Source organism: Streptomyces sp. JNUCC 64, assembly GCF_054484115.1.
The window spans coordinates 1,160,767-1,184,641 of sequence record NZ_CM137015.1; the positions used below are offsets into that span (position 1 = coordinate 1,160,767).

The 23,875-nt window shown below is 76.3% G+C and carries 19 protein-coding genes; 9 read left to right on the forward strand and 10 right to left on the reverse strand.

Translation table 11 applies throughout. The features are described 5' to 3' along the window. Positions 1-196: 196 nt before the first annotated feature. Positions 197-2,653, forward strand: coding sequence for a Tex family protein (locus ACVWNX_RS04575; RefSeq protein WP_454412568.1), 2,457 nt, complete (start codon positions 197-199; stop codon positions 2,651-2,653). 135 nt (positions 2,654-2,788) lie between these two features. On the opposite strand, the gene ACVWNX_RS04580 is transcribed toward ACVWNX_RS04575, so the two are convergent. Next, positions 2,789-3,445 (reverse strand): TetR/AcrR family transcriptional regulator, encoded by a 657-nt coding sequence (locus tag ACVWNX_RS04580; protein WP_454412569.1) that lies wholly within the window; start codon positions 3,443-3,445, stop codon positions 2,789-2,791. A 206-nt stretch (positions 3,446-3,651) separates the two neighbouring features. Between ACVWNX_RS04580 and ACVWNX_RS04585 the strand changes: the two genes are divergently transcribed. Next, a complete protein-coding gene (locus tag ACVWNX_RS04585; protein ID WP_454412570.1) occupies positions 3,652-4,281 on the forward strand; it encodes a VOC family protein in 630 nt (209 codons plus the stop codon). Between the two features lie 347 nt (positions 4,282-4,628). Here the strand turns inward: ACVWNX_RS04585 and ACVWNX_RS04590 are convergent, their stop codons facing one another. The 7 genes from ACVWNX_RS04590 to ACVWNX_RS04620 form a co-directional block, all read right to left on the reverse strand. After that, positions 4,629-6,266, reverse strand: a complete 1,638-nt coding sequence (locus ACVWNX_RS04590; protein ID WP_454412571.1) for an ABC-F family ATP-binding cassette domain-containing protein — start codon at positions 6,264-6,266, stop codon at positions 4,629-4,631. A gap of 227 nt (positions 6,267-6,493) precedes the next feature. Then, a complete protein-coding gene (locus ACVWNX_RS04595; RefSeq protein ID WP_454412572.1) occupies positions 6,494-7,525 on the reverse strand; it encodes an oxidoreductase in 1,032 nt (343 codons plus the stop codon). Between the two features lie 435 nt (positions 7,526-7,960). After that, positions 7,961-9,343, reverse strand: coding sequence for a M14 family metallopeptidase (locus ACVWNX_RS04600; protein ID WP_454412573.1), 1,383 nt, complete (start codon positions 9,341-9,343; stop codon positions 7,961-7,963). A 285-nt stretch (positions 9,344-9,628) separates the two neighbouring features. Beyond that, a complete protein-coding gene (locus ACVWNX_RS04605; RefSeq protein WP_454412574.1) occupies positions 9,629-10,501 on the reverse strand; it encodes an oxygenase MpaB family protein in 873 nt (290 codons plus the stop codon). Between the two features lie 397 nt (positions 10,502-10,898). Further along, positions 10,899-12,119 carry an ABC transporter substrate-binding protein gene (locus ACVWNX_RS04610; protein WP_454412575.1) on the reverse strand — a complete coding sequence of 407 codons (1,221 nt, stop codon included), beginning with the start codon at positions 12,117-12,119 and terminating at the stop codon, positions 10,899-10,901. A 209-nt stretch (positions 12,120-12,328) separates the two neighbouring features. Continuing rightward, on the reverse strand, positions 12,329-14,539 hold the full coding sequence (locus ACVWNX_RS04615; protein WP_454412576.1) for a 3-hydroxyacyl-CoA dehydrogenase NAD-binding domain-containing protein: 2,211 nt from the start codon (positions 14,537-14,539) through the stop codon (positions 12,329-12,331). 138 nt (positions 14,540-14,677) lie between these two features. Further along, entirely contained in the window at positions 14,678-15,892 is a 1,215-nt protein-coding gene (locus ACVWNX_RS04620; protein WP_454412577.1) for an acetyl-CoA C-acetyltransferase, read from the reverse strand. A 694-nt stretch (positions 15,893-16,586) separates the two neighbouring features. On the opposite strand from ACVWNX_RS04620, the gene ACVWNX_RS04625 reads away from it, so the two are divergent. From ACVWNX_RS04625 to ACVWNX_RS04635, 3 genes are all read left to right on the forward strand, one after another. Further along, entirely contained in the window at positions 16,587-17,522 is a 936-nt protein-coding gene (locus ACVWNX_RS04625; protein WP_454412578.1) for a helix-turn-helix domain-containing protein, read from the forward strand. Positions 17,523-17,704: 182 nt separating this feature from the next. Then, positions 17,705-18,454, forward strand: coding sequence for an SDR family oxidoreductase (locus tag ACVWNX_RS04630; RefSeq protein WP_454412579.1), 750 nt, complete (start codon positions 17,705-17,707; stop codon positions 18,452-18,454). Further along, positions 18,447-19,070 (forward strand): VTT domain-containing protein, encoded by a 624-nt coding sequence (locus ACVWNX_RS04635; RefSeq protein ID WP_454412580.1) that lies wholly within the window; start codon positions 18,447-18,449, stop codon positions 19,068-19,070. Before ACVWNX_RS04630 ends, ACVWNX_RS04635 begins: the two co-directional genes overlap by 8 nt. Positions 19,071-19,335: 265 nt before the next feature. Here ACVWNX_RS04635 and ACVWNX_RS04640 read toward each other — a convergent pair whose 3' ends face one another. Continuing rightward, positions 19,336-20,049 (reverse strand): endonuclease V, encoded by a 714-nt coding sequence (locus ACVWNX_RS04640; RefSeq protein ID WP_454412581.1) that lies wholly within the window; start codon positions 20,047-20,049, stop codon positions 19,336-19,338. A 99-nt stretch (positions 20,050-20,148) separates the two neighbouring features. Between ACVWNX_RS04640 and ACVWNX_RS04645 the strand changes: the two genes are divergently transcribed. From ACVWNX_RS04645 to ACVWNX_RS04660, 4 genes are all read left to right on the forward strand, one after another. Further along, on the forward strand, positions 20,149-20,448 hold the full coding sequence (locus ACVWNX_RS04645; protein ID WP_454412582.1) for a YciI family protein: 300 nt from the start codon (positions 20,149-20,151) through the stop codon (positions 20,446-20,448). Positions 20,449-20,631: 183 nt separating this feature from the next. Further along, positions 20,632-21,048: a spore wall synthesis regulator SsgD gene (gene ssgD, locus ACVWNX_RS04650; protein ID WP_454412583.1), complete on the forward strand. Its 417-nt coding sequence runs from the start codon at positions 20,632-20,634 to the stop codon at positions 21,046-21,048. Positions 21,049-21,354: 306 nt separating this feature from the next. Beyond that, positions 21,355-22,092, forward strand: coding sequence for a GNAT family N-acetyltransferase (locus ACVWNX_RS04655; RefSeq protein ID WP_454412584.1), 738 nt, complete (start codon positions 21,355-21,357; stop codon positions 22,090-22,092). Positions 22,093-22,315: 223 nt separating this feature from the next. After that, entirely contained in the window at positions 22,316-22,939 is a 624-nt protein-coding gene (locus ACVWNX_RS04660; protein WP_454412585.1) for a histidine phosphatase family protein, read from the forward strand. Between the two features lie 41 nt (positions 22,940-22,980). Here the strand turns inward: ACVWNX_RS04660 and ACVWNX_RS04665 are convergent, their stop codons facing one another. Then, a complete protein-coding gene (locus tag ACVWNX_RS04665; RefSeq protein ID WP_454412586.1) occupies positions 22,981-23,658 on the reverse strand; it encodes a GOLPH3/VPS74 family protein in 678 nt (225 codons plus the stop codon). Positions 23,659-23,875 lie beyond the last annotated feature (217 nt).

The window sequence follows — 23,875 nt, forward strand, 5'->3', positions numbered from 1 at the left end:
CCCGGGCGGGCCGTCCTCCGCCGCCCGGCCGTTCCCCGTCGGGCGGGTGGCCACGGGCCGGGGACGGCGTGTCCACGGGCCGGGAGCGGCCGAGGGCGCCGGCCGGGGCGGCCGAGGTCGTGGTCGTGGGGCCCGTTGTCACCGTCACCTGCCACAATTGCCGCGCAACCCTCAGTGGAGAAGGCGGTACGGGATCGTGACGACACCCCTCACAGCGTCCATCGAAGGCAGGATCGCCGAGGAGCTCGGCGTGCGGGAGCGGCAGGTGCGGGCCGCGGTGGAACTGCTCGACGGCGGTTCGACCGTGCCGTTCGTCGCCCGCTACCGCAAGGAGGCGACCGAGTCCCTCGACGACGCGCAGCTGCGCGCGCTGGAGGAGCGGCTGCGCTATCTGCGGGAACTGGAGGAGCGACGGGCCACGGTCCTCGAATCGGTGCGCGAGCAGGGCAAGCTGACGGAGGCGGTGGAGGCGGCCATCCGGTCCGCCGACACCAAGGCCCGGCTGGAGGACGTCTACCTGCCGTTCAAGCCCAAGCGGCGCACCAAGGCGCAGATCGCCCGCGAGGCGGGGCTGGAGCCGCTGGCGGAGGGGCTGCTCGGCGACCCCTCGGTGGAGCCGCTGACGGCCGCCGCCGCGTTCGTCTCCGCCGACAAGGGCGTGGCCGATCCGCAGGCCGCCCTGGACGGCGCCCGCGCGATCCTCACCGAGCGCTTCTCCGAGGACGCGGACCTCATCGGCGAGCTGCGGGAACGCATGTGGACCCGGGGGCGCGTCGCGGCGCGGGTGCGGGACGGCAAGGAGGAGGCGGGCGCCAAGTTCGCGGACTACTTCGACTTCGCCGAGCCGTTCACCGAGCTGCCCTCGCACCGGGTGCTGGCGATGCTGCGCGGCGAGAAGGAGGAGGTGCTGGACCTCACCCTGGAGCCGGAGGCCCCCGGTGACGCCCCGGCCCCGTCCGCCGCCCCGGTGCCCACCTCCTACGAGCGGAGCATCGCCGGGCGGTTCGGGATCGCGGACCGGGGGCGTCCGGCGGACCGGTGGCTGGCGGACACGGTCCGCTGGGCGTGGCGGACCCGGGTCCTGGTGCACCTCGGGATCGATCTGCGGCTGCGGCTGCGGACGGCCGCCGAGGACGAGGCGGTCCGGGTGTTCGCGGCGAACCTGCGGGACCTGCTGCTGGCGGCCCCGGCGGGCACCCGGGCGACGCTGGGGCTGGACCCGGGGTTCCGCACCGGGGTGAAGGTCGCCGTGGTCGACGCCACCGGCAAGGTCGTCGCGACGGACGTGATCCACCCGCACGTGCCGCGCAACCAGTGGGACGCCTCGCTGGCCACCCTGGCGCGGCTGGCCCGGGAGCACGGGGTGGAGCTGGTCGCCATCGGCAACGGCACCGCCTCCCGGGAGACGGACCGGCTGGCCGCCGATCTGATCACCCGTCATCCGGAGCTGGGGCTGACCAAGGTGATGGTCTCCGAGGCGGGCGCCTCGGTGTACTCGGCGTCGGCGTTCGCCTCCCAGGAGCTTCCGGAGATGGACGTGTCGCTGCGCGGCGCGGTCTCCATCGCCCGGCGGCTCCAGGACCCGCTGGCCGAGCTGGTGAAGATCGACCCCAAGTCCATCGGGGTGGGCCAGTACCAGCACGACCTGTCGGAGGCGAAGCTGTCGCGCTCGCTGGACGCGGTCGTCGAGGACTGCGTGAACGGGGTCGGAGTGGACGTGAACACCGCGTCGGCGCCGCTGCTGGCGCGGGTGTCGGGGATCAGCTCGGGCCTCGCGGAGAACATCGTGGCCCACCGGGACGCCAACGGCCCGTTCCGGGCCCGGACGGCGCTGAAGGACGTGGCCCGGCTGGGTCCCAAGGCGTACGAGCAGTGCGCGGGCTTCCTGCGGATCCGGGGCGGCGGCGATCCGCTGGACGCCTCCAGCGTGCACCCCGAGGCGTACCCGGTGGTCCGGCGGATGGCGCGGGCCACCGGCGGGGAGGTGACGGCGCTGATCGGCGACCGGGCCGCGCTGGGGTCGCTGCGGGCCGCCGACTTCGTGGACGACACCTTCGGTCTGCCGACGGTCAACGACATCCTGCGGGAGCTGGAGAAGCCGGGGCGCGACCCCCGTCCGGCGTTCCGGACGGCGACGTTCCGGGAGGGCGTGGAGAAGCTCGCCGACCTGGTGCCGGGGATGGTCCTCGAAGGGGTCGTGACCAACGTCGCGGCGTTCGGGGCGTTCGTGGACGTCGGCGTGCACCAGGACGGGCTGGTCCATGTGTCGGCCATGTCGAAGACGTTCGTGAAGGACCCCCGCGACGTGGTGAAGCCCGGTGACATCGTCAAGGTGAAGGTCCTGGACGTCGACGTGCCGCGCAAGCGGATCTCGCTGACGCTGCGGATCGACGACGAGGCGGCGCCCGCCGCGCGGGACGGCGGCCAGGGCGGCGGACGCGGCCGCGCCGGTCAGAGCGGCCAGGGCCGCCGCGGTGCTCAGAACGGTGACGGCCAGGGCGGCGGGGGCAAGCGGACGCCCCAGCCCCGGCAGGGGCGCGGCAGTGGCGGTGGCGGTGGCGGCCAGGGACGCGGCGGCTCCCGGCAAGCGCCGCCGCCCGCCAACAGCGCCATGGCGGACGCGCTGCGACGGGCGGGGCTCGGCGGGGGCTGAGACGGTCCGGGGGCGGCGGTCCGCGCCGCCGCCCCTGGCACCCGCCGGGGTTCCCGGGCGCCCCGGAGACGGCGCGCGGGGGCACGGCGCCACTGGCCAGACACGTGCCCCGGGTTTCCTGGCCGTCCGGACCGCTCAGCGGCGACGGTGGGCGCCCAGGTCGAGCAGGACTCCGTCCAGCTGGGCGGGGGTCAGGGCCGGGGTGGGCAGCGGGGGCGCGGCCGGGTGGGCGCGCAGTCCGTCGAGGAGGAGGGCGAGCGGGCGGCGCCAGGCGTCCGGGGCGGCCGTCGTCAGCGCGGGGACGGTGCGGCCCAGCGCGGCCAGCGCCAGGAGCAGGTCCTCGGTGGTGAGGTCCGCCCGGACGGTGCCCTGTTCACGGCCGCGCCGCAGCAGCCCCCCGACGGTGACGCGGTGGTGGGCGTGGATCGCCTCCAGCGAGGTGACGCCCTCCAGGCTGGTGGTCATGAGGTCGTTGGTGCCCCGGTCGGCGGCCAGACCCGTGAACACCACGTCCAGGTACTCCGTCAGCCCCGCCCAGGGGTCCTCGGCGGCGCGGGCCCGTTCCCCCGCCGCCATGGTCTCCGTGAGCCCGTCCCGGAAGACCTCGTCGACGAGGGCGGCGCGGGTGGGGAAGTGACGGTAGAGGGTCGCGTTGCCCACGCCCGCCCGGCGGGCGATCTCGTCGAGGGGGGCGTCCAGTCCCTGTTCGGCGAAGACCTCACGGGCCGTGTCCGTCAGCAGTCCGCGGTTGCGCAGCGCGTCACGGCGGCCCGTCGTCCGGCCCTCGCCCATCGTGTCTCCCTCGTCTCGTCCCGCCGGGGCGCCCGCCCCGTGCGGAGGTTACCGGCCCGGCCGGACCGTCCGTGATCGGCGGGCCCTCGGCGGCCCGGCGTCCGGAGGTGCCGGAGGGCCGGTCGCGCGGGACCCTGGGGGGGAGGAACGAACGCGGGGACGCGGGGACGCCGGGCCCTGCGGGAAGGCGAGGAAGGGACGGACCGATGGCCGGACGGACGGGGCGGGAGGCCGACGGCCCCGGCCGCGCCGACCCCGCCGACGGGTCCCGGAACGGGAGCCGCGCGGACGGCACCCCGGACGGGAGCCTGACGGACGAGATGGTCGGGGCGGACGAGGCGGCCGGGGCGGGCACCGGACGGAACCCCGGCGCCGGGGTCGCGGGCGGCGGCCGGGGGACGGTGCTGCGGATGGAGCACGTGGGCGTCGTCGTCGACGACCTCGCCGCCGCGACGGACTTCTTCGTGGCGCTCGGGCTGGAGCCGGAGGGCGAGGGACCGGTCGAGGGCCGGTGGGTGGACCGGGTCGTGGGGCTGGACGGGGTCCGGGCGCGGATCGCGGTGCTGCGGACTCCGGACGGCCACGGGCGGATCGAACTCGCCGCTTTCCAGAGCCCGGTGGACGGCCGGGACCGCCGGGCCGAACCGGCGAACGCGCCGGGTCTGCGCCATGTGGCGTTCTCCGTCGACGACCTCGACTCCGTGCTCGGCGGGCTGCGGGAGCGCGGGGTGGAACGCGTCGGGGAGGTGGAGCGGTACGAGGACGTCTACCGGCTCTGTTACGTCCGGGGGCCGGAGGGGATCATCGTCGAGCTGGCGGAGCGGATCGGCGGCTGACGGCGCGCCGTACGCGGTCGGCCGCGCCGTCCGGTGCGGACGGCGCGGCCGTGGTGGCGATGACGGACGGCCCGGCCGCGGGCGCCGGTCACGCGCGGGCCCGGTCCGCTCGGGGGCGCCGCCGAATCGACCGTCATCGGCTAGCCGGTCACGCGCGGGCCCGGTCCGCTCCCCTCAGTGGGGGCGTTCGCGCCCGCTGGGCTCGCCCGCGCCTCCGGCGCGAGGAGCGCGGCCGGGCCGCACCGCCCACAGCGGGCGGTGCGGCCGTAGGGCCGCCACCGGGACGGCCGGGGGCGGCCGCCGGGGCAACGGCGGGGACGGTGCCGGGGTCCGGGGTGCGCCCGGGGTCAGCTCTCGCTGACGCGGCCGTCGGCGACCGAGAGCCGCCGGGTGGTGTGGACGGCGTCCAGCATCCGGCGGTCGTGGGTGACCAGCAGCAGGGTGCCCTGGTAGCCGCTGAGGGCGGACTCCAGCTGTTCGATGGCGGGCAGGTCGAGGTGGTTGGTCGGCTCGTCCAGGACCAGCAGGTTGACGCCCCGGCCCTGGAGCAGGGCGAGGGCCGCGCGGGTCCGCTCGCCGGGCGAGAGGGTGGCGGCGGGGCGCAGCACGTGGTCGGCCTTGAGCCCGAACTTGGCGAGCAGCGTGCGCACCTCGGCGGGTTCGACGTCGGGGACGGCCGCGCGGAACGCGTCGAGCAGCGGGAGCGTCCCGTGGAACAGGGCCCGTGCCTGGTCGACCTCGCCGACGACGACCCCGGGGCCGAGCGCGGAGTGTCCCGCGTCCAGGGGGAGCCTGCCGAGGAGGGCGGCGAGCAGGGTCGACTTCCCGGAGCCGTTGGGGCCGGTGACGGCGACCCGGTCCGCCCAGTCGATCTGGAGGTTCACCGGTCCGAACCGGAAGTCGCCGCGTCGCACCTCGGCGTCGCGCAGGGTGGCGACGACGGCGCCGGAGCGGGGCGCCACGGCGATCTCCATCCGCAGCTCCCACTCCTTGCGGGGCTCCTCGACCTTCTCCAGGCGTTCGATGAGCCGGTCGGTCTGCCGGGCCTTGGCGGCCTGCTTCTCGCTGGATTCGGCCCGTGCCTTGCGCCCGATCTTGTCGTTGTCGGGGGCCTTGCGGAGCGCGTTCTTGACGCCCTTCTCCATCCAGCCGCGCTGGACGCGGGCCCGGGCCTCCAGGGACGTCTTGCGGTCCTCGTACTCCTCGTAGGCGGCGCGGGCGTGCCGCCGGGCGGTCTCGCGCTCCTCCAGGTAGGCCGCGTAGCCGCCGCCGTAGAGGTTGATCTGCTGCTGGGCGAGGTCGAGTTCGAGGACCTTGGTGACGGTCCGGGTCAGGAACTCGCGGTCGTGGCTGACGACGACGGTGCCCGCGCGCAGTCCGGAGACGAAGCGTTCCAGCCGGTCGAGGCCGTCGAGGTCGAGGTCGTTGGTGGGTTCGTCCAGGAGGAACACGTCGTAGCGGGAGAGCAGCAGGGAGGCGAGCCCGGCGCGGGCGGCCTGGCCGCCGGACAGGGTGGTCATCGGCTGGTCCAGGCCGATGCCGAGGCCGAGGGAGGCGGCCGTCTCCTCGGCGCGTTCGTCGAGGTCGGCGCCGCCGAGGGAGAGCCAGCGCTCCAGGCTGACCGCGTAGGCGTCGTCGGCGCCCGGGGCGCCGTCCACCAGCCCCTGGGTGGCGGCGTCCATGGCCCGCTGGGCCTCGGCCACCCCGGTGCGGCGGGCGAGGAAGGCGCGGACCGTCTCGCCGGGGCGGCGGTCGGGTTCCTGGGGGAGGTGGCCGACGGTGGCGTGCGGCGGGGAGAGGCGGAGGGCGCCCTGTTCGGGGGTGTCGAGTCCGGCGAGCAGTCGCAGCAGGGTCGACTTCCCGGCGCCGTTGGCGCCGACGAGCCCGATGACGTCGCCGGGGGCGACGACCAGGTCGAGTCCGGAGAACAGGGAGCGGTCGCCGTGGCCCGCGGTGAGGTCCTTGGCGACGAGGGTGGCGGTCATGACGGTCCGATCCGGGTGAGGGTGAGGACGGCGTCCGACGGTGGTGTCCCGCCCCGGGCGCGGTGCCGCGCGTGGGCGCGGGGGTGCCTGGGCCGGGCTCGCCGGGCTGCCGTCGGGGGACGACGGTTCCTGACGGTCACCGGCGCATCGGCGGGTACCCCCTGCTGGTCGTGGTGGTGCGGGACGGTCGGCGCGGCGGGGCCGGGAGGGGCCGGGCCGCGCGGACCTCATCGCGCGGAGGGCGCGACCAGCACGCTGTCCGTGGTGCGTGCCACCAGGAAGGATCGGCCGCGGCGCACTCCGCCGTCAAGCGGAATCCGGTGGTGCCCGGGGCCGAGGACCCCGTCGAACACCTCGTGGGTGCGGGTGCGGCGCAGCCGGTCGAGCCGGTAGGCGAGCAGCCGGACCCGGCAGGTAGAGGTGACGTCCACGCCCGCGTCGCCCCGGGTGGTCACCAGGTCGGTGAGTCTGCGGCGGCCCGCCCGGGCGGCGTCGAGGGCGTGTTCCACCTGGGCGACGAGCAGCGGGACGATCGGGGCCAGGCCGTCCACGCAGGGGATCCGGACGCCCGCGTGGTCGAACGCGGCCCGGACCAGGGTGCGTTCGGCGGTGGGCACGGAGGCGCCGAAGGCGACCGCGTCGTAGGTGCGCAGCTCGTCGGCGGGCACCCGGGCGGCGTCCCGGGTGATCTCGGCGCCGATGCCGATGGTGCGCAGTGCCGCGGCGAGCCGGGCGAGGACGGCGACCCGGTCCCCGATCAGGAGGACCCGGCGGCGCGCGGGGCCGGTGGGGGCGGCGAGCAGGGCGCGCAGGGCGGCGCGGTACCCGTCGCCCCGGAAGCGGAAGGGGCCCACCCCGGGGTAGCCGCCGAACGCGAGGTCCGGGTGCGGGGCGGTCTGCCAGGCGAAGTCCCGCCACACCACGTCCCCGGAACCGCCGGGGTCCTGTTCGATCACGGCGGTGACGGCGCCGCAGCCGATGTCCTCGCACTCGGGGCAGCCGTAGATGACGTGACGGCCGCCGGGCAGGGGCGCCGGGGCCTCCAGCAGCAGCGCGCGGACCTGGGCGGTGAGGATCGCGGGCGGGACGTCCGAGGCCAGTGGGGAGACGGCGTCGAGGTCGGTGAGGCGGTGGAGCAGCGGGCGTCCGTCGACGACGAAGTCCACGAAGTCCCGGTGTGCCTGGAGCTCGCCGTTGGCGAGGACCCCACCCGCCCGGACGGCGGGTGCCAGGCCGAAGGTCGCGTACGCGGCAGACATGTCCCGCAGTATCCCCAGCCGGACCGGGTCCGTGGACGAGGCCGCACCGCGCCCGCGCGCCCCGGCGCGCGGGCGCGGTGCGCGGGCGGGGCCGGGCCGGGGTGCCGGACCGGGCGCGGAGGGCGGTCGCCGGGGGCGGTCGGGCCGCCGCCGGGCGGGACGGAGTCCGGCGCGGGGACGCCCGTGTCGTGGGCGACCTCGGCCCTCGCGCCGGGCCGGTGGCGGCGGACGGGCGTCCGGTGCGGGGCCGGGGCGCGTCACCGGCGCGGGAGGCGTCCGGGGTGGCGGACGGCTCCCGGGCGCGCCGGGGCGTACGCATGGTCGAGGGCTTACCCGGGGTGACGGAGTTGGACGGGGGCGGGCACGGCCGCCCTTGTGGAGGGGCGAGCGCGGGCCGTTGCTCCGGTGGGCGCTCGGAATGGCCCGGCGGCCCCGTCAGCGGTTCGGGCAGTCGGTCAGCGGTTCCGCGGCGGTCAGTCCGTGGCGGGCGCGGTGGTCGAGGAGCAGGGGGACGAGGGCGCGGGCCGACTGGCGGGTGGGCACCACCGCTCCGCCGTCGGGGGTCCGCCGGGCCCGGACCCCGTGCAGGGCGAGGACGTCGCCGGACGCGGCGTACTGGGCGGCGGTGAGGCGGTAGCCGCAGGGCGGCGGGTCGAGGACCTCGGACGGTTCGGCGGGGTCGTTGTCGGCGCCGCCGAGGTGGACGGGCCCCCGGTCGCGATGGCCCGCCGCGCGGGCGGCGCCGGTCGCGGCCTCGACGCGCTCACGGCGTTCGACGGCGAAGCGGTAGAGCCCGTCGAGCGCGATGAGCTGGGAGGAGACCCGGCGGCGGTGGTTGCGGGCGGGATCGGCGCGTTCCTCGTCGGTGCCGGGGTCGATCCGGCTCTCGATGAGCAGGCCGACGGCGTGTTTGATCCCGGCGGTGTTGCGCAGGATGCGTTCCTGGCCGTCGCCCGCGACCTGACGGAGCTCACCGGTCACCGGGTCCGTCCAGATGCCGTAGGTGCCGGTGGTGTGTCCGGCGCGGGCGGCGGCCGGGCGGAGGTAGTCGGCGGAGAGCCGCCGGGCCTCGGCGTGGACCGGCGCCGCGGTGTTGAGGTTGCGGGGCCAGAGGTCGAACAGGTCCCGGTCGTAGGAGCCGGGGTCTGCCCGGTACTCGTGCAGGTCGTGGACGACGTCGGGCCGGTGGTCGCGCAGGACCGCGGCGAGGGCGCGGGCCTCGGCGGTGCGCAGGGCGAGGTGGTCCCGGTTGACGTCGACGCCGTCGGCGTTGCCCCGGGTGCCGGCGGCGCGGCCGTCGGGGTTGGCGTTGGGGACGACGAGGACGGTGGTGCGGGAGAGGAGGTCCCGGGTGCGCCGGTCGCGGGCGAGGCCCAGGTCCCGGACGGTGCTCAGGCACGCCTCGCGTCCGGCGGGTTCGTCACCGTGCTGACCGCACACCAGCAGGAGGGTGTGCGCGGTGGGGCGCGGGCCGCCCACCCGGACCAGGTCGAGGGGGCGCTGGCGGGCGGTGGTCCCGATCCGGGAGACCGTCACCCGGGGGGAGCGGCGGTCCACGGCGGCGAGGAAGTCGCGCTCCTCACCCTCGGTGGTCCAGCGGGCGCCCCTGGACTCCTCGAATCCGGTGCGCGGCGGGGGCGGGGCCGTCCGGGCGGCGGCCGGGGCGGGGAGCGACGGGACCGCGAGGGCGGCGACGGCCGCGAGGGAGGCGAGCGGGGAGAGGAGGCCGGGACGGGAGCCGCGCCGCCGGGCGTGGAAGGGGCCGCGCCCGACGGGCGTGGGGCGGGGACGACCGGAGGGGCGCTCGGGCTTCGGCATGCGCGGACGGTACTGCGCTGGACCCGCGCGGGGTAGAGCGCCCTTCGGGCCGTGGCGCGACGGCGCCCCGGGCCCACCGGCCCGCCGCGCGCACCGGCCCGCGCGGTCAGGGCCGTGGGCCGTGGGCCGTCGTCCCTCCGGATCGCCGTCACCCCTCCGCCCGGGCACCGTTGCCGCTCCCCGCGTGGGCGCATGGATGCGGGCGGGCACGGTAACGGCGGGCTGGCGAGGCGGTGGCCGTCGGCCGAGGCCGGTCGATGCCGGTCGAGGCCGTGGCCGCGAGGGTCAGCCGAGGCCGTGGCGGCGGCGGGCGGCGTGGGCCTCGGGGAAGTAGCGCATCCGGTGCGGGAGCCGGGGGACGACCGCGGCGACGACCCGGCACACCCGCCGCAACCGCCGTTCCTGGGCGGGGGTCCACGGCAGTCCGAGCGCCGCGCGGGCCTCCGGCGGCAGCAGCCCGATCGACAGGAAGCGGCGCAGCCGGAGGAAGCCGGGCCGCAGCACGGGCCACAGCCAGCGCGCCGGGATCCGCAGCGCCCGGGGTCCCACGTCGAGGACGGGCAGCGGCAGCCGGGGGTCCAGCAACTCACGGGTGACCCTGGTGAGTTCGATCTCCTTGAGGGTCTGGTGGTAGTAGGGCCAGAACTCCTCGACGGTCTCCGGGAGGTCCCGGTCGTGGATGCCGAGGATCTGCCCGACCCGGCGCCACTCCGCGAAGAACTCCCGCTCCTCGGCCTCGGTGTAGGGCCGTGACCAGAGGTAGCGGCGGGCGTAGCGGGTCACCGGGAAGCCGGTGGCGTGCACCCAGGCGTAGGTGCTGGCGGCCAGCGCGTGGTAGCGGCGGCCGTGGGCGTCGGTGCCGGTGATGGTGCGGTGCAGCGCGCGCAGCCGACGGCCCTCCTCGACGGCCCGGTCCTCGCCGTAGACCCACAGCAGCACCGACCGCATGGACCGTACGCCGCGTCCCCAGGGGTCGGTGCGGAACGTGGAGTGGTCGTCCACCCCCGCCCCCACGGCGGGGTGGCTCACCTGGAGGACGAAGGCCGGACCGAGGGTGAGGAGGGTGCGGATGTCGCCCGTGTCCTGCCAGAGGATGCCGCCGGGCGGGGGCGGTTGGGGAACACGGGAGGCAGGAGCACGCTGAACATCAAGTGACATATGTCCAGTATGAGGAAGATACTGTCGGGGAGGTTCATTTGGCCGCCCGCGTCCGATGGGCCGTCAGGGCGGAGGACGGGGGGCGCCCTCGCTCGCGCACCTCCGCTCCACGAAGGGCGCACCCTCTCTTCACGACTCCAACACGCCGCCCTCACCAGGGCTTTCCTTGTTCGTCGCGTCATCGTCGAAGAGGGTGCCGCGCCCCGGACGCGGGGGCGCGGCACCCGTTGCCGACCGGTCCGGACGGCACGCGGCACCCCGGGACGAATCACCCGGAACGGTGACGCGCGCCGTCGTCCCGCACCCTGCCCGGCGCCGTCACCCGCGCGGTCACGGTCACACCGTCACCGTCACCGCACGGTGGCCGTCACCGTCACCGGAGGGACCGTCAGGGGAGTCACGGCCGACCGGCGGCGGCCCCGTCCGGCCCGAGGAACCGGAAGCGGCCCGGGGAGGCCGGATCGCGGTCGACGACGTGGACCGGCGGCCACGTCCACTGCCACACGCCGGAGCCCGGCGTCCGGGAGAACCGGACGCGTCCCCGGGTGCCCTCGACGTCGACGTGCGGCCAGGCCGCGGCGATGTCCGCCCGGTCCGTGCCGTGGTCGCGCAGGACCGCCGCGAGCACGGCGATCGTGTCGTACCCCTCGAAGGCGACGAAGGAGGGTGCTCCGCCGAGCCGTCGGCGCAGGTCCCGTGCCACCCGGACGCCGAGGGGACCGGGGCGCTCGGGCAGATAACTCAGGAACGGGACGCCCGCGCCGTCGGCGCCCAGCGCCGCCGCCCAGTCGGCGAACTCGGGCTGCCCGGCCGGGGCGCCGAGCAGGAGTCCCGCGAGCCGCCGGTCACGGCGGACGGCCCCGACGATCGCCGCCACCGGGTCCGGCTGGCCGGTCAGCAGCAGGAGGGCCGTCGCACGGTGGTGGACCAGCGCGTCGCACAGGTCCGCCGGGGCGAGCGCGTCCGCGTCGAGTCCGACGAGGGTGCCGCCGCGCGAGGTGAGGCGCTCGCGCAGGACGCGGGTTCCCGACGTCCAGTAGACGTTCGACTGGGCCGCCACGGCGACGCGTTCACGGCCCGCGCCGAGGAGGAAGTCCGCGTAGGCCGTCCAGCCGTGGGACTGTGCCGGGGCGAGCCGGGCGACCCCGTCCGCCGGGCCCTCGGTGAGTTCGTCGAGCACCGCCGAGGAACAGAGGAACGGCACCCCGAGGGCGTCGGCCCGGGTGGCGACCGCGCGGGCGACGACGCTGTGGTACTCCCCCGCCAGAGCCGCCACGCCCAGCCCGGCGAGTTCGTCCACGGCGGCCACGGCCCGCCGGGGGTCGGCCGCGGTGTCCCGGACCACCAGGTCGAGCGGCCGGCCGTCGATCCCCCCGGCGGCGTTGACCTCGTGGGCGGCCAGCTCCAGCCCGGCGAGCAGCTGACGGCCCGCCTCGACCCAGCCGGGCCGGGTCAGCGGGACGAGGGCGCCGATCCGGACGGACGGCGGCCCGGAGGGGTCAGGTGTCCGCGCCGCCGCCGTCGCCGGTGGGGGTGCGGAGACCGTCGCCGGTGGGGGTGCGGCGGCCGGTCCTGGTGGGGGTGCGGCGGCCGGTGGGTGTGCGGGCGGGGTGCTCATGCGCGGGTGCCTTCCCGGTGACGGCTCGGTGGCGGGCGGCCCCGACCGGACGGGACGCGGGGGCCTCCGACGGGCTCCCACGCCCCGCCGGGCCGGACGCGCCCGCGTGATCGTGTCCGTCATCACCTCAGGCTCCCCCGCCTCCGGTCAACCGGATTGACCGGTTGACCAGTCGGTAGGTCGGCCGGGCCGGTGGCGCGGGGGGCCGCTCAGCGGTCGTGGAACGGCTCGCCCCGTTCGGCCCGGGCCACCAGGGAGGCGGGCGGGGCGAACCGTTCGCCGTAGCGGTCGGCGAGTTCGCGGGAGCGGGCCACGAACCCGGGCAGTCCGCCCTCGTACCCGTTGGCGTACTGGAGCACCCCGCCGGTCCAGCCGGGGAACCCGATGCCGAACAGGGAGCCGATGTTGGCGTCGGCCACCGAGGTCAGCACGCCCTCGTCGAACAGCCGGACCGACTCCAGCGTCTCGGAGAACAGCAGCCGCTCCTGGAGGTCCCGGAACGGCACCCGGACGTCGGGGCGGGCGAAGTGGGTGCGCAGCCCGGGCCACAGAGCGGCCCGGGCGCCGTCGGCGTAGTCGTAGAAACCCGCGCCGTCCGGCCGCCCGGTGCGGCCGAACTCCTCCACCACGCGGTCGACGACCGCCTCCCCCGGGTGCGGCTCCCAGACTCCCCCGGCCTCCTCCACGGCCCGCCGGGACTCGTCGCGGATGCGGCGGGCCAGGGTCAGCGTCAGTTCGTCCATCAGGGCCAGCACCTTCGCCGGGTAGCCGGCCTGGGCGGCGGCCTGTTCGACGGAGGCGGGCTCGACGCCCTCGCCGACCATCGCCACCCCCTCGTGGAGGAACCGTCCGATCACCCGGGAGGTGAAGAAGCCGCGTCCGTCGTTGACCACGATGGGCGTCTTGCGGAGTTGCCGCGCCAGGTCGAAGGCGCGCGCCACGGCCTCGGGACCGGTCCGCTCGCCCCGGACGATCTCCACCAGCGGCATCTTGTCGACCGGGGAGAAGAAGTGCAGCCCGACGAAGTCGGCGGGGCGGCCCGTCCCCCGGGCGAGGTCGGTGACGGGCAGGGTGGAGGTGTTGGAGCAGAGCAGGGCGTCCGGGGCGAGGAGGGGTTCGACCTCCTGGAACACCCGTCGCTTGAGGGCGGCGTCCTCGTACACCGCCTCGATGACGGCGTCACAGCCCTCGAGGGCCGCCACCTCGGCGGTGGGGGAGATCCGGGCGAGCAGGGCGTCGGCCTTCTCCCGGCTGACGCGGCCCCGGTCGACGGCCTTGGCGCAGAGGCGTTCCGCGTGCGCCTTGCCCCGGGCGGCGGCCTCGGGGGTGACGTCCCGCAGGACGACGTCGATGCCCGCGCGGGCGCACTCGTAGGCGATGCCCGCCCCCATGGCGCCCGCCCCCAGCACGGCGACCCGGCGCACCCGGCGGGGCGGGACGCCGGAGGGCCGGTTGACGCCGGAGTTGACGCTCTGGAGGTCGAAGAAGAACGCCTGGGTCATGTTCTTGGAGGTCTGGCCCGTCACCAGTTCGGTGAAGTAGCGGGCCTCGATCACCTCGGCGGTCGCGAAGTCGACCTGGGAGCCCTCGACGGCGGCCGCCAGGATGTTGCGCGGCGCCGGATAGGGTGCGCCCCCCGTCTGCTTCCTGAGGTTGGCGGGAAAGGCGGGCAAGTTGGCGGCGAACCTGGGGTTGGCGGGGGTGCCGCCGGGGATGCGGTAGCCGGGGACGTCCCAGGGCTGACGGGACTCGGGGTGCGCCTCGACGAACGCCCGGGCGCGGACGAGCAGTTCCTCCGGACGGTTCACGACCTCGTGGACGAGCCCCGCCTCCAGGGCCCGTCGCGGACGGTGACGGGTGCCCTGGAGCAGCACTTTGAGCAGGGCGTCGGCGACCCCGAGCAATCGGACGGCACGGGTCACCCCGCCGCCGCCCGGCAGCAGTCCCAGGGTCACCTCGGGCAGGCCGATCTCGATGCCGGGGGCGTCCAGCGCGATCCGGTGGTGGCAGGCGAGGGCGATCTCGAACCCGCCGCCGAGCGCGGAACCGCCCAGCGCGGCGACGACCGGGACGCCCAGCGTCTCGATGCGGCGCAGATCGCGTTTGACGGCCAGACCCGCGTCGAACACCCGTCGGGCGTCCTCGGGGCGGGCCCGGATCAGCTCCCGCAGATCGCCGCCCGCGAAGAACGTCTTCTTGGCGGAGGTGAGGATGACCCCCCGGACGCTGCTGCGCTCGGCCTCCAGCCGGTCCGCGACCCGGGTGAGGGACGCCTGGAACGCCGCGTTCATGGTGTTGGCGGAGTGCTGGGGGTCGTCGAGGACGAGGGTGACGATCCCGGCGCGGTCCTGTTCCCAGCGGATGGCCGACGGGGGCGGCGCGGCGGACCGGTTCGTCGGGGCGGTGGTGGACTCGCTCATGGGCTGCTCCGTTGCGGCGGCGGGGTGCGGGAAGGAGGCGGGGCTGGGGGCGGGAGGGGAGCGGGGTGAGAGAGGGGGAGGGCGGACGGGGCGGGGTGCGTTGGGGTCGTCGGCCCGGCGAGCGGTGTCAGCCCCGGGTCAGAGGCGTTCGACGACGGTCGCGATGCCCATGCCCCCGCCGACGCACAGGGTGGCGAGGCCGTACCGCAGGTCCCGGCGTTCGAGTTCGTCCACCAGGGTGCCGAGGATCATCGCCCCGGTGGCGCCCAGCGGATGGCCCAGCGCGATGGCGCCGCCGTTGACGTTGACGCGGTCGAGGGGGACGTCCAGCTCCCGGACGAACCGCAGCACGACCGCGGCGAACGCCTCGTTGATCTCCACCAGGTCGATGTCCCCGATGGTGAGCCCCGCCTTGGCGAGCGCTTTGCGGGTGGCGGGCGCGGGACCGGTGAGCATGATCGTCGGCTCCGATCCGGAGACCGCGGCGGACACGATCCGGGCCCGGGGGCGCAGTCCGTAGCGCTCCCCCACCGCCCGGGAGCCGATGGCGACGAGGGCGGCGCCGTCCACGATGCCGGAGGAGTTGCCCGCGTGGTGGACGTGGTCGATCCGCTCGACCCAGTGGTACTTCTGGAGGGCCACCGCGTCGAAGCCGCCCAGGTCGCCGATGTCCGCGAAGGAGGGTTTCAGGGCGGCGAGCGTGTCGGCGGTGGTGCCGGGGCGCGGATGCTCGTCGTGGTCGAGGACCACGAGTCCGGCGCGGTCCCGGACCGGCACCAGCGAGCGGGCGAAGCGTCCGTCCGCGAGGGCCGCCGCCGCGCGTTCCTGGGAGAGGGCCGCGTACTCGTCCACGTCCCGGCGGGAGAAGCCCTCGATGGTGGCGATGAGGTCGGCGCCGATGCCCTGCGGGACGAAGCCGGTGGCGAGGTTGGTCATCGGGTCCGCGAACCAGGCGCCGCCGTCCGAGGCCATCGGCACCCGGGACATCGACTCGACGCCGCCCGCGAGGACGAGGTCCTCCCAGCCCGAACGGACCTTCGCGGCAGCCGTGTTGACCGCTTCGAGCCCCGAGGCGCAGAAGCGGTTCTGCTGGACCCCGGCGACCGTGTCGGGCAGTCCGGCCGCGATCGCGGCGATCCGGGCGATGTCGGAGCCCTGGTCCCCGACGGGGCCCACCACCCCGAGGACGATGTCGTCGATCGCGGCCGGGTCGAGGTCGGGCAGCCGCTCGCGCAGCGCGTGGATCAACCCGGTGACCAGGTCGATCGGTTTGGTGCCGTGCAGGGCTCCGGTCGCCTTCCCCCGCCCGCGCGGGGTGCGGATCGCCTCGTACACGAATGCGTCGGTGGTCACGGCGGTGCCTTCCTGGGGGAAACCGGGCGGGAGGGAGGAGGAAGCGGGGAGGGGAGGAGCACGAGGTCGGACGGGAGGCGGAAACCGGGCGGACGGGTGGCGAGCCGGGTCGGTGGGGCGGGAGGCGGAGTGCGGGCACTGCGGCGGTGGACGGGCGGGAGGGCGGGCGGGCCGCGCCGGGTCCGTCCGGTGGCGCGGTACCGGCAGCGATGCTAGATACCGGCGGGTAACCGCACAAGGCGGCGACGGACGGATCGGAAGGGACGCGCCCGTCCCATGATGGGCCAGCCGCGCGGACCCGACGGGCCGAGACACCGGTGACACGCCCGTCGCACCCGTCCTGCCCGTCGCACCCGTCGCACCCGTCGCACCCGTCGCACCCGTCGCACCCGTCGCACCCGTCGCACCCGTCGCACCCGTCAAGTCCAGCGCACCCGTCAAGCCCAGCGCACTCGGCACACCCAGCACACCCATCGTGCCCGGCGCACCCGCCGCACCCGCCGCACCCGCCGCACCCGCCGCACCCTTCGTCCCCGGCACGCCGGAGCCCGCGCCGGAGCCGTCACCGCGCCGCGCTCCCCCGGCCGGTCCGGGCGGTGGCGTGATCGTTCAAGACGGGGCGGTGGGCCCGCGCCTAGCGTGGGTGTCGTCACCCGCCCGGTCCGGGCGGGGACGGCGGGAGGGGAGGAGCGCCGTGGAGGACTACGCGAGCGCGCGGCTGGTGACGCTGGTGCGCCAGGCACTGGCCACCGAGGGCGTCCACGCCGACGCCCCCGTGACGAGCGGCGCGCTGCTCCCGCTCGCCGCCAAGCGCCGCTTCCTGGCGGACGTGGCGCGCGCCCACGGGCCGCTGCCGCTGCTGCGCGCCGGACTGTGGTGTCGTACGGCACCGGCGTTCCGGTCGGACCCCGCCGTGACCGCCCTGCTGGGCGCCGCCACCCCGCACGAACTCTTCGAACGCTGGGGCAGGCTGGAGCGGTTCACCCACTCCCGGCACCGGGTGGAGCCCCGGGAGTCGGGCCCCGGACACCTGGTCGTCGAGCACACCGGACCGCCCGGCGACCCGCCCGGTCCCGCCGAGGACGCGGTGGTCCTCGGACTGCTGACGGGACTGCTGACGATGACCGGCGCCCAAGGCGTGACCGTCGCCGCCGGCCGCCCCCCGCGCCCCGTCTTCGCGGCGGACGCCTTCACCGCCGCGCCCCCGCCGGACGACAGCGCCCGGTGGACGTTCACCTGGTCCGGCACGGCGCCGCCACCGCCCCGGGCCCGGGAGACGGACGCCGGCCCGGTGGCCCGCGCGCGGCGGTTGCTCGCCACCGACCCCGCCCGGCGCTGGACGCTCGGCGCCCTGGCGGGGGAGTTCGGCGTCTCGACCCGTGGTCTGCAACGGCTGCTGGCGGGGGCGGGCGGTTTCAGCGGGCTGCTCGGCGAGACCCGGGCGCGGGCGGCGGCGGCACTGCTCGTCCGGGACGGGCACCCCCTCGACGTCATCGGGTTCGCCTGCGGCTACGCGGACCAGCCGCACTTCACCCGTCAGTTCAAGCACCGCACCGCGATGACCCCGGCGGCCTACCGGACCGCGTTCGGACGGCCAGCCGATACCACCGTGCCCCTAGGGGGTGTCTGACAATTCCCCGCGGCGTCACGGCGCCCGGCACGCGCCCTCGCCGCGTTGCCGAAAAGCCCTAGTAGCTCCGCTACGAGGACTCTCCGGCGCCTTGCGATCGCACGCACCGGACACCGCTCCTCACTCCACGGGAAATTGTCAGACACCCCCTAGCACAGTGAGAAACCGAGGAACAGAGGACCATGGAACTCGACGGCTCGACCGTACTCGTCACCGGCGGCGCCCGGGGCATCGGCCGGGAGCTGACCCGGCAACTGGTGGGCCACGGCGCCCGGGTGGTGGCCGTGGGCCGTGACCCGGAGCGGCTCGCGGACCTCGTGGCCGGACACGGCGACCGGGTCTCGGCGGAGTGCGTGGACCTGGCCGACCCGGCGGCGCTCGACGCGTTCACCGACGGACTGCCCGCCCGGTACCCGGAGCTGCGGGCGGTGTTCAACAACGCGGGCGTCCAGCACCTCACCGACTTCCTCACCGAGGACCCACGGGTGCTGCGGCCGGTGCTCCGCCGCGAGCTGGCCGTCAATCTGGACGCCGTCATCACCCTGTCCACCGGGCTCCTCCCCCTGCTGCGGAGGCAGGAGTCCGCGCTGATCGTCAACGTCAGCAGCGGGCTGGCCGTCGTCCCCAAGCCCTCGGCGCCGGTGTACTGCGGCGCCAAGTCGGCGGTGCGGACCTTCACCCGGGCCCTGCGCTACCAGTGCGAGGACGGCGCCCCGCACGTCCGGGTGGTCGACGCGGTCCTCCCGCTGGTGGACACCGACATGACGGCGGGCCGGGGCCGGGGCAAGATCGGACCGGCCGAGGCGGCCCGGGCGGTGATCGCCGGGGCGCTGCGCGGACGGCCCGAGGTCCTGGTGGGCAAGACGCGGATGCTGCCGACCCTGATGCGGGTCGCCCCGTCCCTCGGCTACCGGGCGCTGCGCCATGGCTGAGACCGTCGCCCCGAGCGCCGCGCCCGCCCCGCCGTCCCGGGCGGTCCGGGCGCTGACCCGGCTGGACCGGGCCGCGCACCGCCGGTGGTTCCTGCCCGCCGTCGGCGTCTTCCCCCTCGGTGACTACCTGCTGCCGGTGCTGCCGGGGCAGTTGCTGCTCGCCGGGCTGTCGGCGCTGCACCCCCGGCGGTGGTGGACGCTCGCCCTGACCTTCGTCACCGGGTCGGTGCTGGGGGCGTTCCTCACGGCGCTCGCCGTCCGGGCCGCCGGGCCGTGGCTGCGGGAGGCCGCCGGGCGGCTCGCCCCGGAGGCCGCCGAACTCGCCCGGATCGGCGACCTGGTGGCCGCCGACGGCCCGTGGGCGCTGGCCCTGCTCGCCCTGCTGCCGTGGACGCCCCGGACCGCCGTGGTGGCCTGCGCGCTGGCCGGGATCAGCCCCTGGACGATCGCCCTCGCCGCCCTCGCCGGGCGGCCGGTGCCACTGGTCGTGATCGCCCTGGTCTCGGCGCGGGCCCCCGGTCTGCTGCGCCGCTTCCGGGGCGTCGACCGGGCGCTCACCGCCGTCGCGGCGGCCCGCGCCACCGGAGGTCCCGGGCCGGGCCACGGGACCGGCTGACCGCGCCGGAACCGCCCGGGCACCCGGCACCCCTCCGGCGGGCGGGTCCCCGGCACGGGTGCCAGGGGCCCGCCCCCCACTCGGCACCCGGCCCCCGGCACGAGCCCGTCCGGCACGAGCCCTTCGACACCGGCCCGTCCGGAGCCGAACCGACGCCCGTGGCCACTCCCCTGCCACTCCCCGACCGTTCCCCTGCCGTTCCCCTGCGCTCAAGCCGCGGCCGCCTCCGGGCCGGGCGCGCCGCGTCGTCCGCGCCCCGACGCGCTCAGCCCCCGGCCAGCCGCGCGGCCAGCGCCCGGCGGCAGAGCGCGTCGGCCCGGCGGGTGGTCTCCGGCAGCCGGTAGCGGGGGGCCAGGGCGAGGGTGTGGGCGAGCGCCGTCGGCAGGTCGACCCGGTGGCCCACCGAGACGAACACCGGCTTGACGCCGGGGCGGGTCCGCAGGGCCGCCCCGACCTCCTCGGTCCCGTCGAGCAGCGGGGTCCGGGCGCCGCGCCCGTCGGACGGCTCCTCGTGGACGAAGACGAACGGGTTCTTCGCCACCCCGATGGTGGGCAGTCCGGTGAGCACCCCGAGATGGCTCGCCAGTCCGAAGCGGCGCGGGTGGGCGCGCCCGTAGCCGTCGCAGACCACCAGCCCGGGGTCGGCGCGCAGCCCTTCCAGGGCCGCGAGGACGGCGGGGAGTTCACGGAACGCCAGCAGCCCCGGCACGTAGGGGAAGGCCACCGGGCCCACGGCGGTCGCCTCCTCGACGACCTCCAGGGTCACCCGGTCGAGGACCACCGCCGCGGCGACCACCAGGTCCCGGGCGTCGTCGTAGGCGACGTCCACCCCGGTCGCGTGTCCGGGACCCGGACACGGGCCCGGTTCGTCCAGGACGAGCCGGGCCCGCAGTCCGTCCTGGACGGCGCGGGCGGCCTCCTCGGTGGTGGGCCAGCCGTCGGGCGTCGGGGCGGGGCGGGGGTTCGGTGCGGCGCTCATGATGGACCGAGGGTACGGCCACGGCCCGGGCGCCCCGGGACCGCCGGCGGAACGGACGCCCCGTTCTCCCCGGGGCCGGGGGCGGATAGGGTTCCGGTCATGTTCGTTCTGGAACTCACCTACACCGCGCCCGTCGACGCCGTGGACGCGCGGATGGCCGAGCACATCGCCTGGCTGGACGACCTGTACGCGTCGGGCGTCGTCATCGCCTCCGGCCGCAAGAACCCCCGGGACGGCGGGGTGCTCCTCGCGGTCGGCGAGGACCGGGCGGCGATCGAGGCGCTGGCCGCGACCGACCCGTTCGTGACCGGGGGCGTCTGCGCGTACCGCGTCACCGAGTTCCTCGCCACCCGCACCGCCCCGGCGCTCGACGGGTACCGGCAGTCGGTCCCGTCCTGACGGGACGGACCGCCCGTCCCGTTCCCGACGGCCCGCCCCGGCCGGTCCGGGGCGGGGTTCGGTGGCCGTGACAGATCTCACGGCCGGGCGGAGTGCACCGTTCCGGGCCGTTCGGCCGTCTCCTTGGGTGTCCGGCACAACCGGTTCCGGACCGACCGCCACCGCGTCACGAGGGAGCAGGCGTTGTCCATCGTCATCGAACAAGCCGTGGAAGCGCGCCTGGTCGCCGCCGCGCCCCGGATGTCCACCATCCCGGCGGTCCTGCGGTACGAACGGGACGATCCCTTCGCGATCCGCATGACCTTCCCCGCCGCGGCGACGCTGGAGGGCGTGGACGTCTGCTGGACGTTCTCCAGGGAGCTGCTGGCCACCGGACTGGAGACGGGCGCCGGGCACGGCGACGTACGGGTGCGGCCCTACGGGTACGACCGCACGGTGATGGAGTTCCACGCCCCCGAGGGCACGGCGATCGTGCATCTGCGCAGCGGTGAGCTGCGGCGGTTCCTGGCCCGGACGGACACTGTGGTCGCCCGGGGCCTGGAGCACCGGCACCTCGATCTCGACGGCGACCTCGCCGAGTTGATGCGCGACGCCTGCTGACGTCCCCTCAGCCGGACCGCCCGTCCGGCTCGTTCACCCGTCCGGGCCTCCCGGAGGTGTCGCTGAGCCTGGAACCGGCCGAGGTGATCACCTCGCCGACGGTCACCCATCCGCGGTACCGGGCGCCGCGCGACGGGGTCCGACCCCCGCGCCACGGGCTCCCCCGGGTTCCGGAGCCGTCCGGCCGTGCTGCCCGTCCCGGGGCGCGTTCCGCCGAACCCGTTGCGCGGCGGCGGCCCGGGCCGGATCATTCCGCGCGGACCGGGAACAGCCGGAAACGGACGGGAACAGAACGGAAACGGACGAGTGACACCGAACGACACGGAGCGACGGACGCTCCGCCGCACCGACGGAGAGCCGGTGCTGACCTACGTGCCCGGGGAACGGGCGGGGCGCCCGTGGGCGGACCTGGTCGAGCTGACGGGGGCCGACGACCCCGTCCCCGCGATCCTCACCGGAATGTCCGGCTGGGTGGTGTCGGGCTCCGTCCGGCTGGGCGAGGACCTGGTGCGCGAGGGCGCCCGGGTGCTGCGGCACGCCCACACCATGTCCCTCGACCTGACGGCGGGGCCGCCGTCGGCCCCGCCCCTGCCGTACGGCATCCGCGCCGTGGACGTCGACCGGGACCCCCGGGAGCTGCTGCCCGCCTGGCGCGCCGCGTTCGGGCCGGACCACCCCGACCACCACCCGGGCACCGACGAGGAGGCGTTCGCCGAGCGGCTGCTGCCGCTGGTGACGGGCTCCGCGCTGGGTCCGGTGCTGCCCAGCAGCGCCCTCGCGGTGGAGGCCGGGGACCGGGTGGTCGCGGGCGCGGTGCTCACCGACCGGGAGGGGCGGCCGTGGCTCGCGGAGGTGTTCCGCGCCCCGGACGCGCGGTACGCGGGACTCGGCGCCGCCCTGCTGGGCACCGTGCTGGCCGACGCCGCCCGCCGGGGCCTGGCCTCGGTCGGACTCGTGGTCACGGAGGGCAATCCGGCCCGGCGCGGCTACGAGCGGCTGGGCTTCGTCCACACCTCCACGGCACTGACCGTCGTCGTTCCCTAGGCCCGCCCCGCGCCGCCTCTCCCGCCCGGTCCGTCCGGGTGGGAGAGGCGGCGCGTCCGGCCCGACGCACCGGCGGACACGCCGGGTCCGTACGGCCCCCGGCCGCGCGCGACCGGGTTCGCCCGACAGCCCGCGCACCAGGCCCGGACGCCCCGCCGGGGAACCGGCACGCGGGGAACGGCGTCCCTCGGGGAAGCAGCGGCACCGACCCCCGAGGACGCCCATGACCGGCACGGCCCCCCGTCACCTCTACCTCACCCGGCACGGCGAGGCATCGCCGGACGGGAGCGGGCTGACGGACGCGGGCCGCCGCCAGGCGGTCCTGCTCGGGGAGCGGCTCCGCGGGGTCCCGCTGGCGGTGGTCCACCACGGGCCGCTCGCCCGCGCCGAAGAGACCGCCGGGCTGGTCGCGGAGCGGTTGGACGGCGTTCCGCTGCGCGGCTCCGAGGCGGCGGGCGACTACCTTCCGTACCTGCCGGCGCGCGAGGAACTGCCGTCGGCGACGGCCGACGCGGTGCTGGGGTTCCTGGCCGGCTTCCCGGCCGGGGAGCGCGAGCGCGGGCCGGGCCTCGCGGCGGCGGCGCTCGCGGAGTTCACCGGACCCGTCACCGGCGACGAGCCCCGCCATGAACTCGTCGTCACCCACGCCTTCCTCATCGGCTGGCTCCTGCGGGCCGCCCTCGACGCGCCCGAGTGGCGCTGGACGGGGATCAACCACGCCAACGCGGCGCTGACCGTCATCCGCTACGCCCCGGACCGTCCGCCGTCGGTGCTCCTCTTCAACGACACCGGCCATCTGCCCGCAGAGCTGCGCTGGACCGGCTTCCCGCCGGAGCTCCACGTCTGAGCGGTGCCCCCGGACGGGCCGGGCCCTGTGCCGCTCCCGCGTCAGCCGCTCGTCGCGCCGCCGACCGCGGCCGAGGCGACGGTGAGGGCGAGCGCCGCGCGGACCTCCTGGACGACCCGGCCGAGCGCCGGGGCGACCCGGCCGGTCCGGGCGGCCAGGGCGTCCACCCGTTCGCGTCCGGCGCGGCGTTCCCGGGCGGTGGCGAGGGTGCGGACCTCGCCCGCGACGGCGAGGGCGACGAGGGCCGCGTCCCGGTCCGGGACGTCCTCGACCGGGCCGGGGCCGAGCAGGGCGGCGCGGGCGGTCTCGCGCAGGGCGTCCACCACCGGGACCCGTTCCAGGGTGTGGTCCACCGAGGGGAAGACGCCGAGGACCCGTTTGCGGCTGACCCCGAGGTATCCGTCGGCGACGAGCTGTTCGCGGACCGCGTCGAGGGTGACCCGGGCCCGGGAGGTCACCCAGGACCTCCACTTGCGGGGCACGGACTCCGTGATGAGTTCGAGGAGTCCGTCCAGGGCGGCGTCCCCGGTGCGGGCGTCCGGGTCGGCGGGGCGGGCCACGCCCCCGTCGTCCACCAGCAGGCCGCGCTGGGCGAGTTCGGTGAGGGCCCCGGCCCGGACCAGGTGGTGCAGCTGGCTCCCGCCGGTCACCCGGAGCCTGGTGGTGTCCCAGGAGAGCAGGTAGAGCCGGGCGGGCAGCGAGAGCGAGCCGTGGGGCACGGAGTTCCTCCAGGACGGCGAGAGGAAGGGCAAGAGGAAGGGGGCCGTCCGCCGCCACGATAGAGGTTCGCTTCAGCACTTGACCCATCCGGATCCAGATGTATAATATCCCTCGACGTTGCCGCCGTTGATGGGAGAAGGACGTTGCTCTACTGAGGTCTCTGGGACACCGCGTCATACAGTTCTGATCTTTTCTGATCTTTCCGGGCCCCCTCTT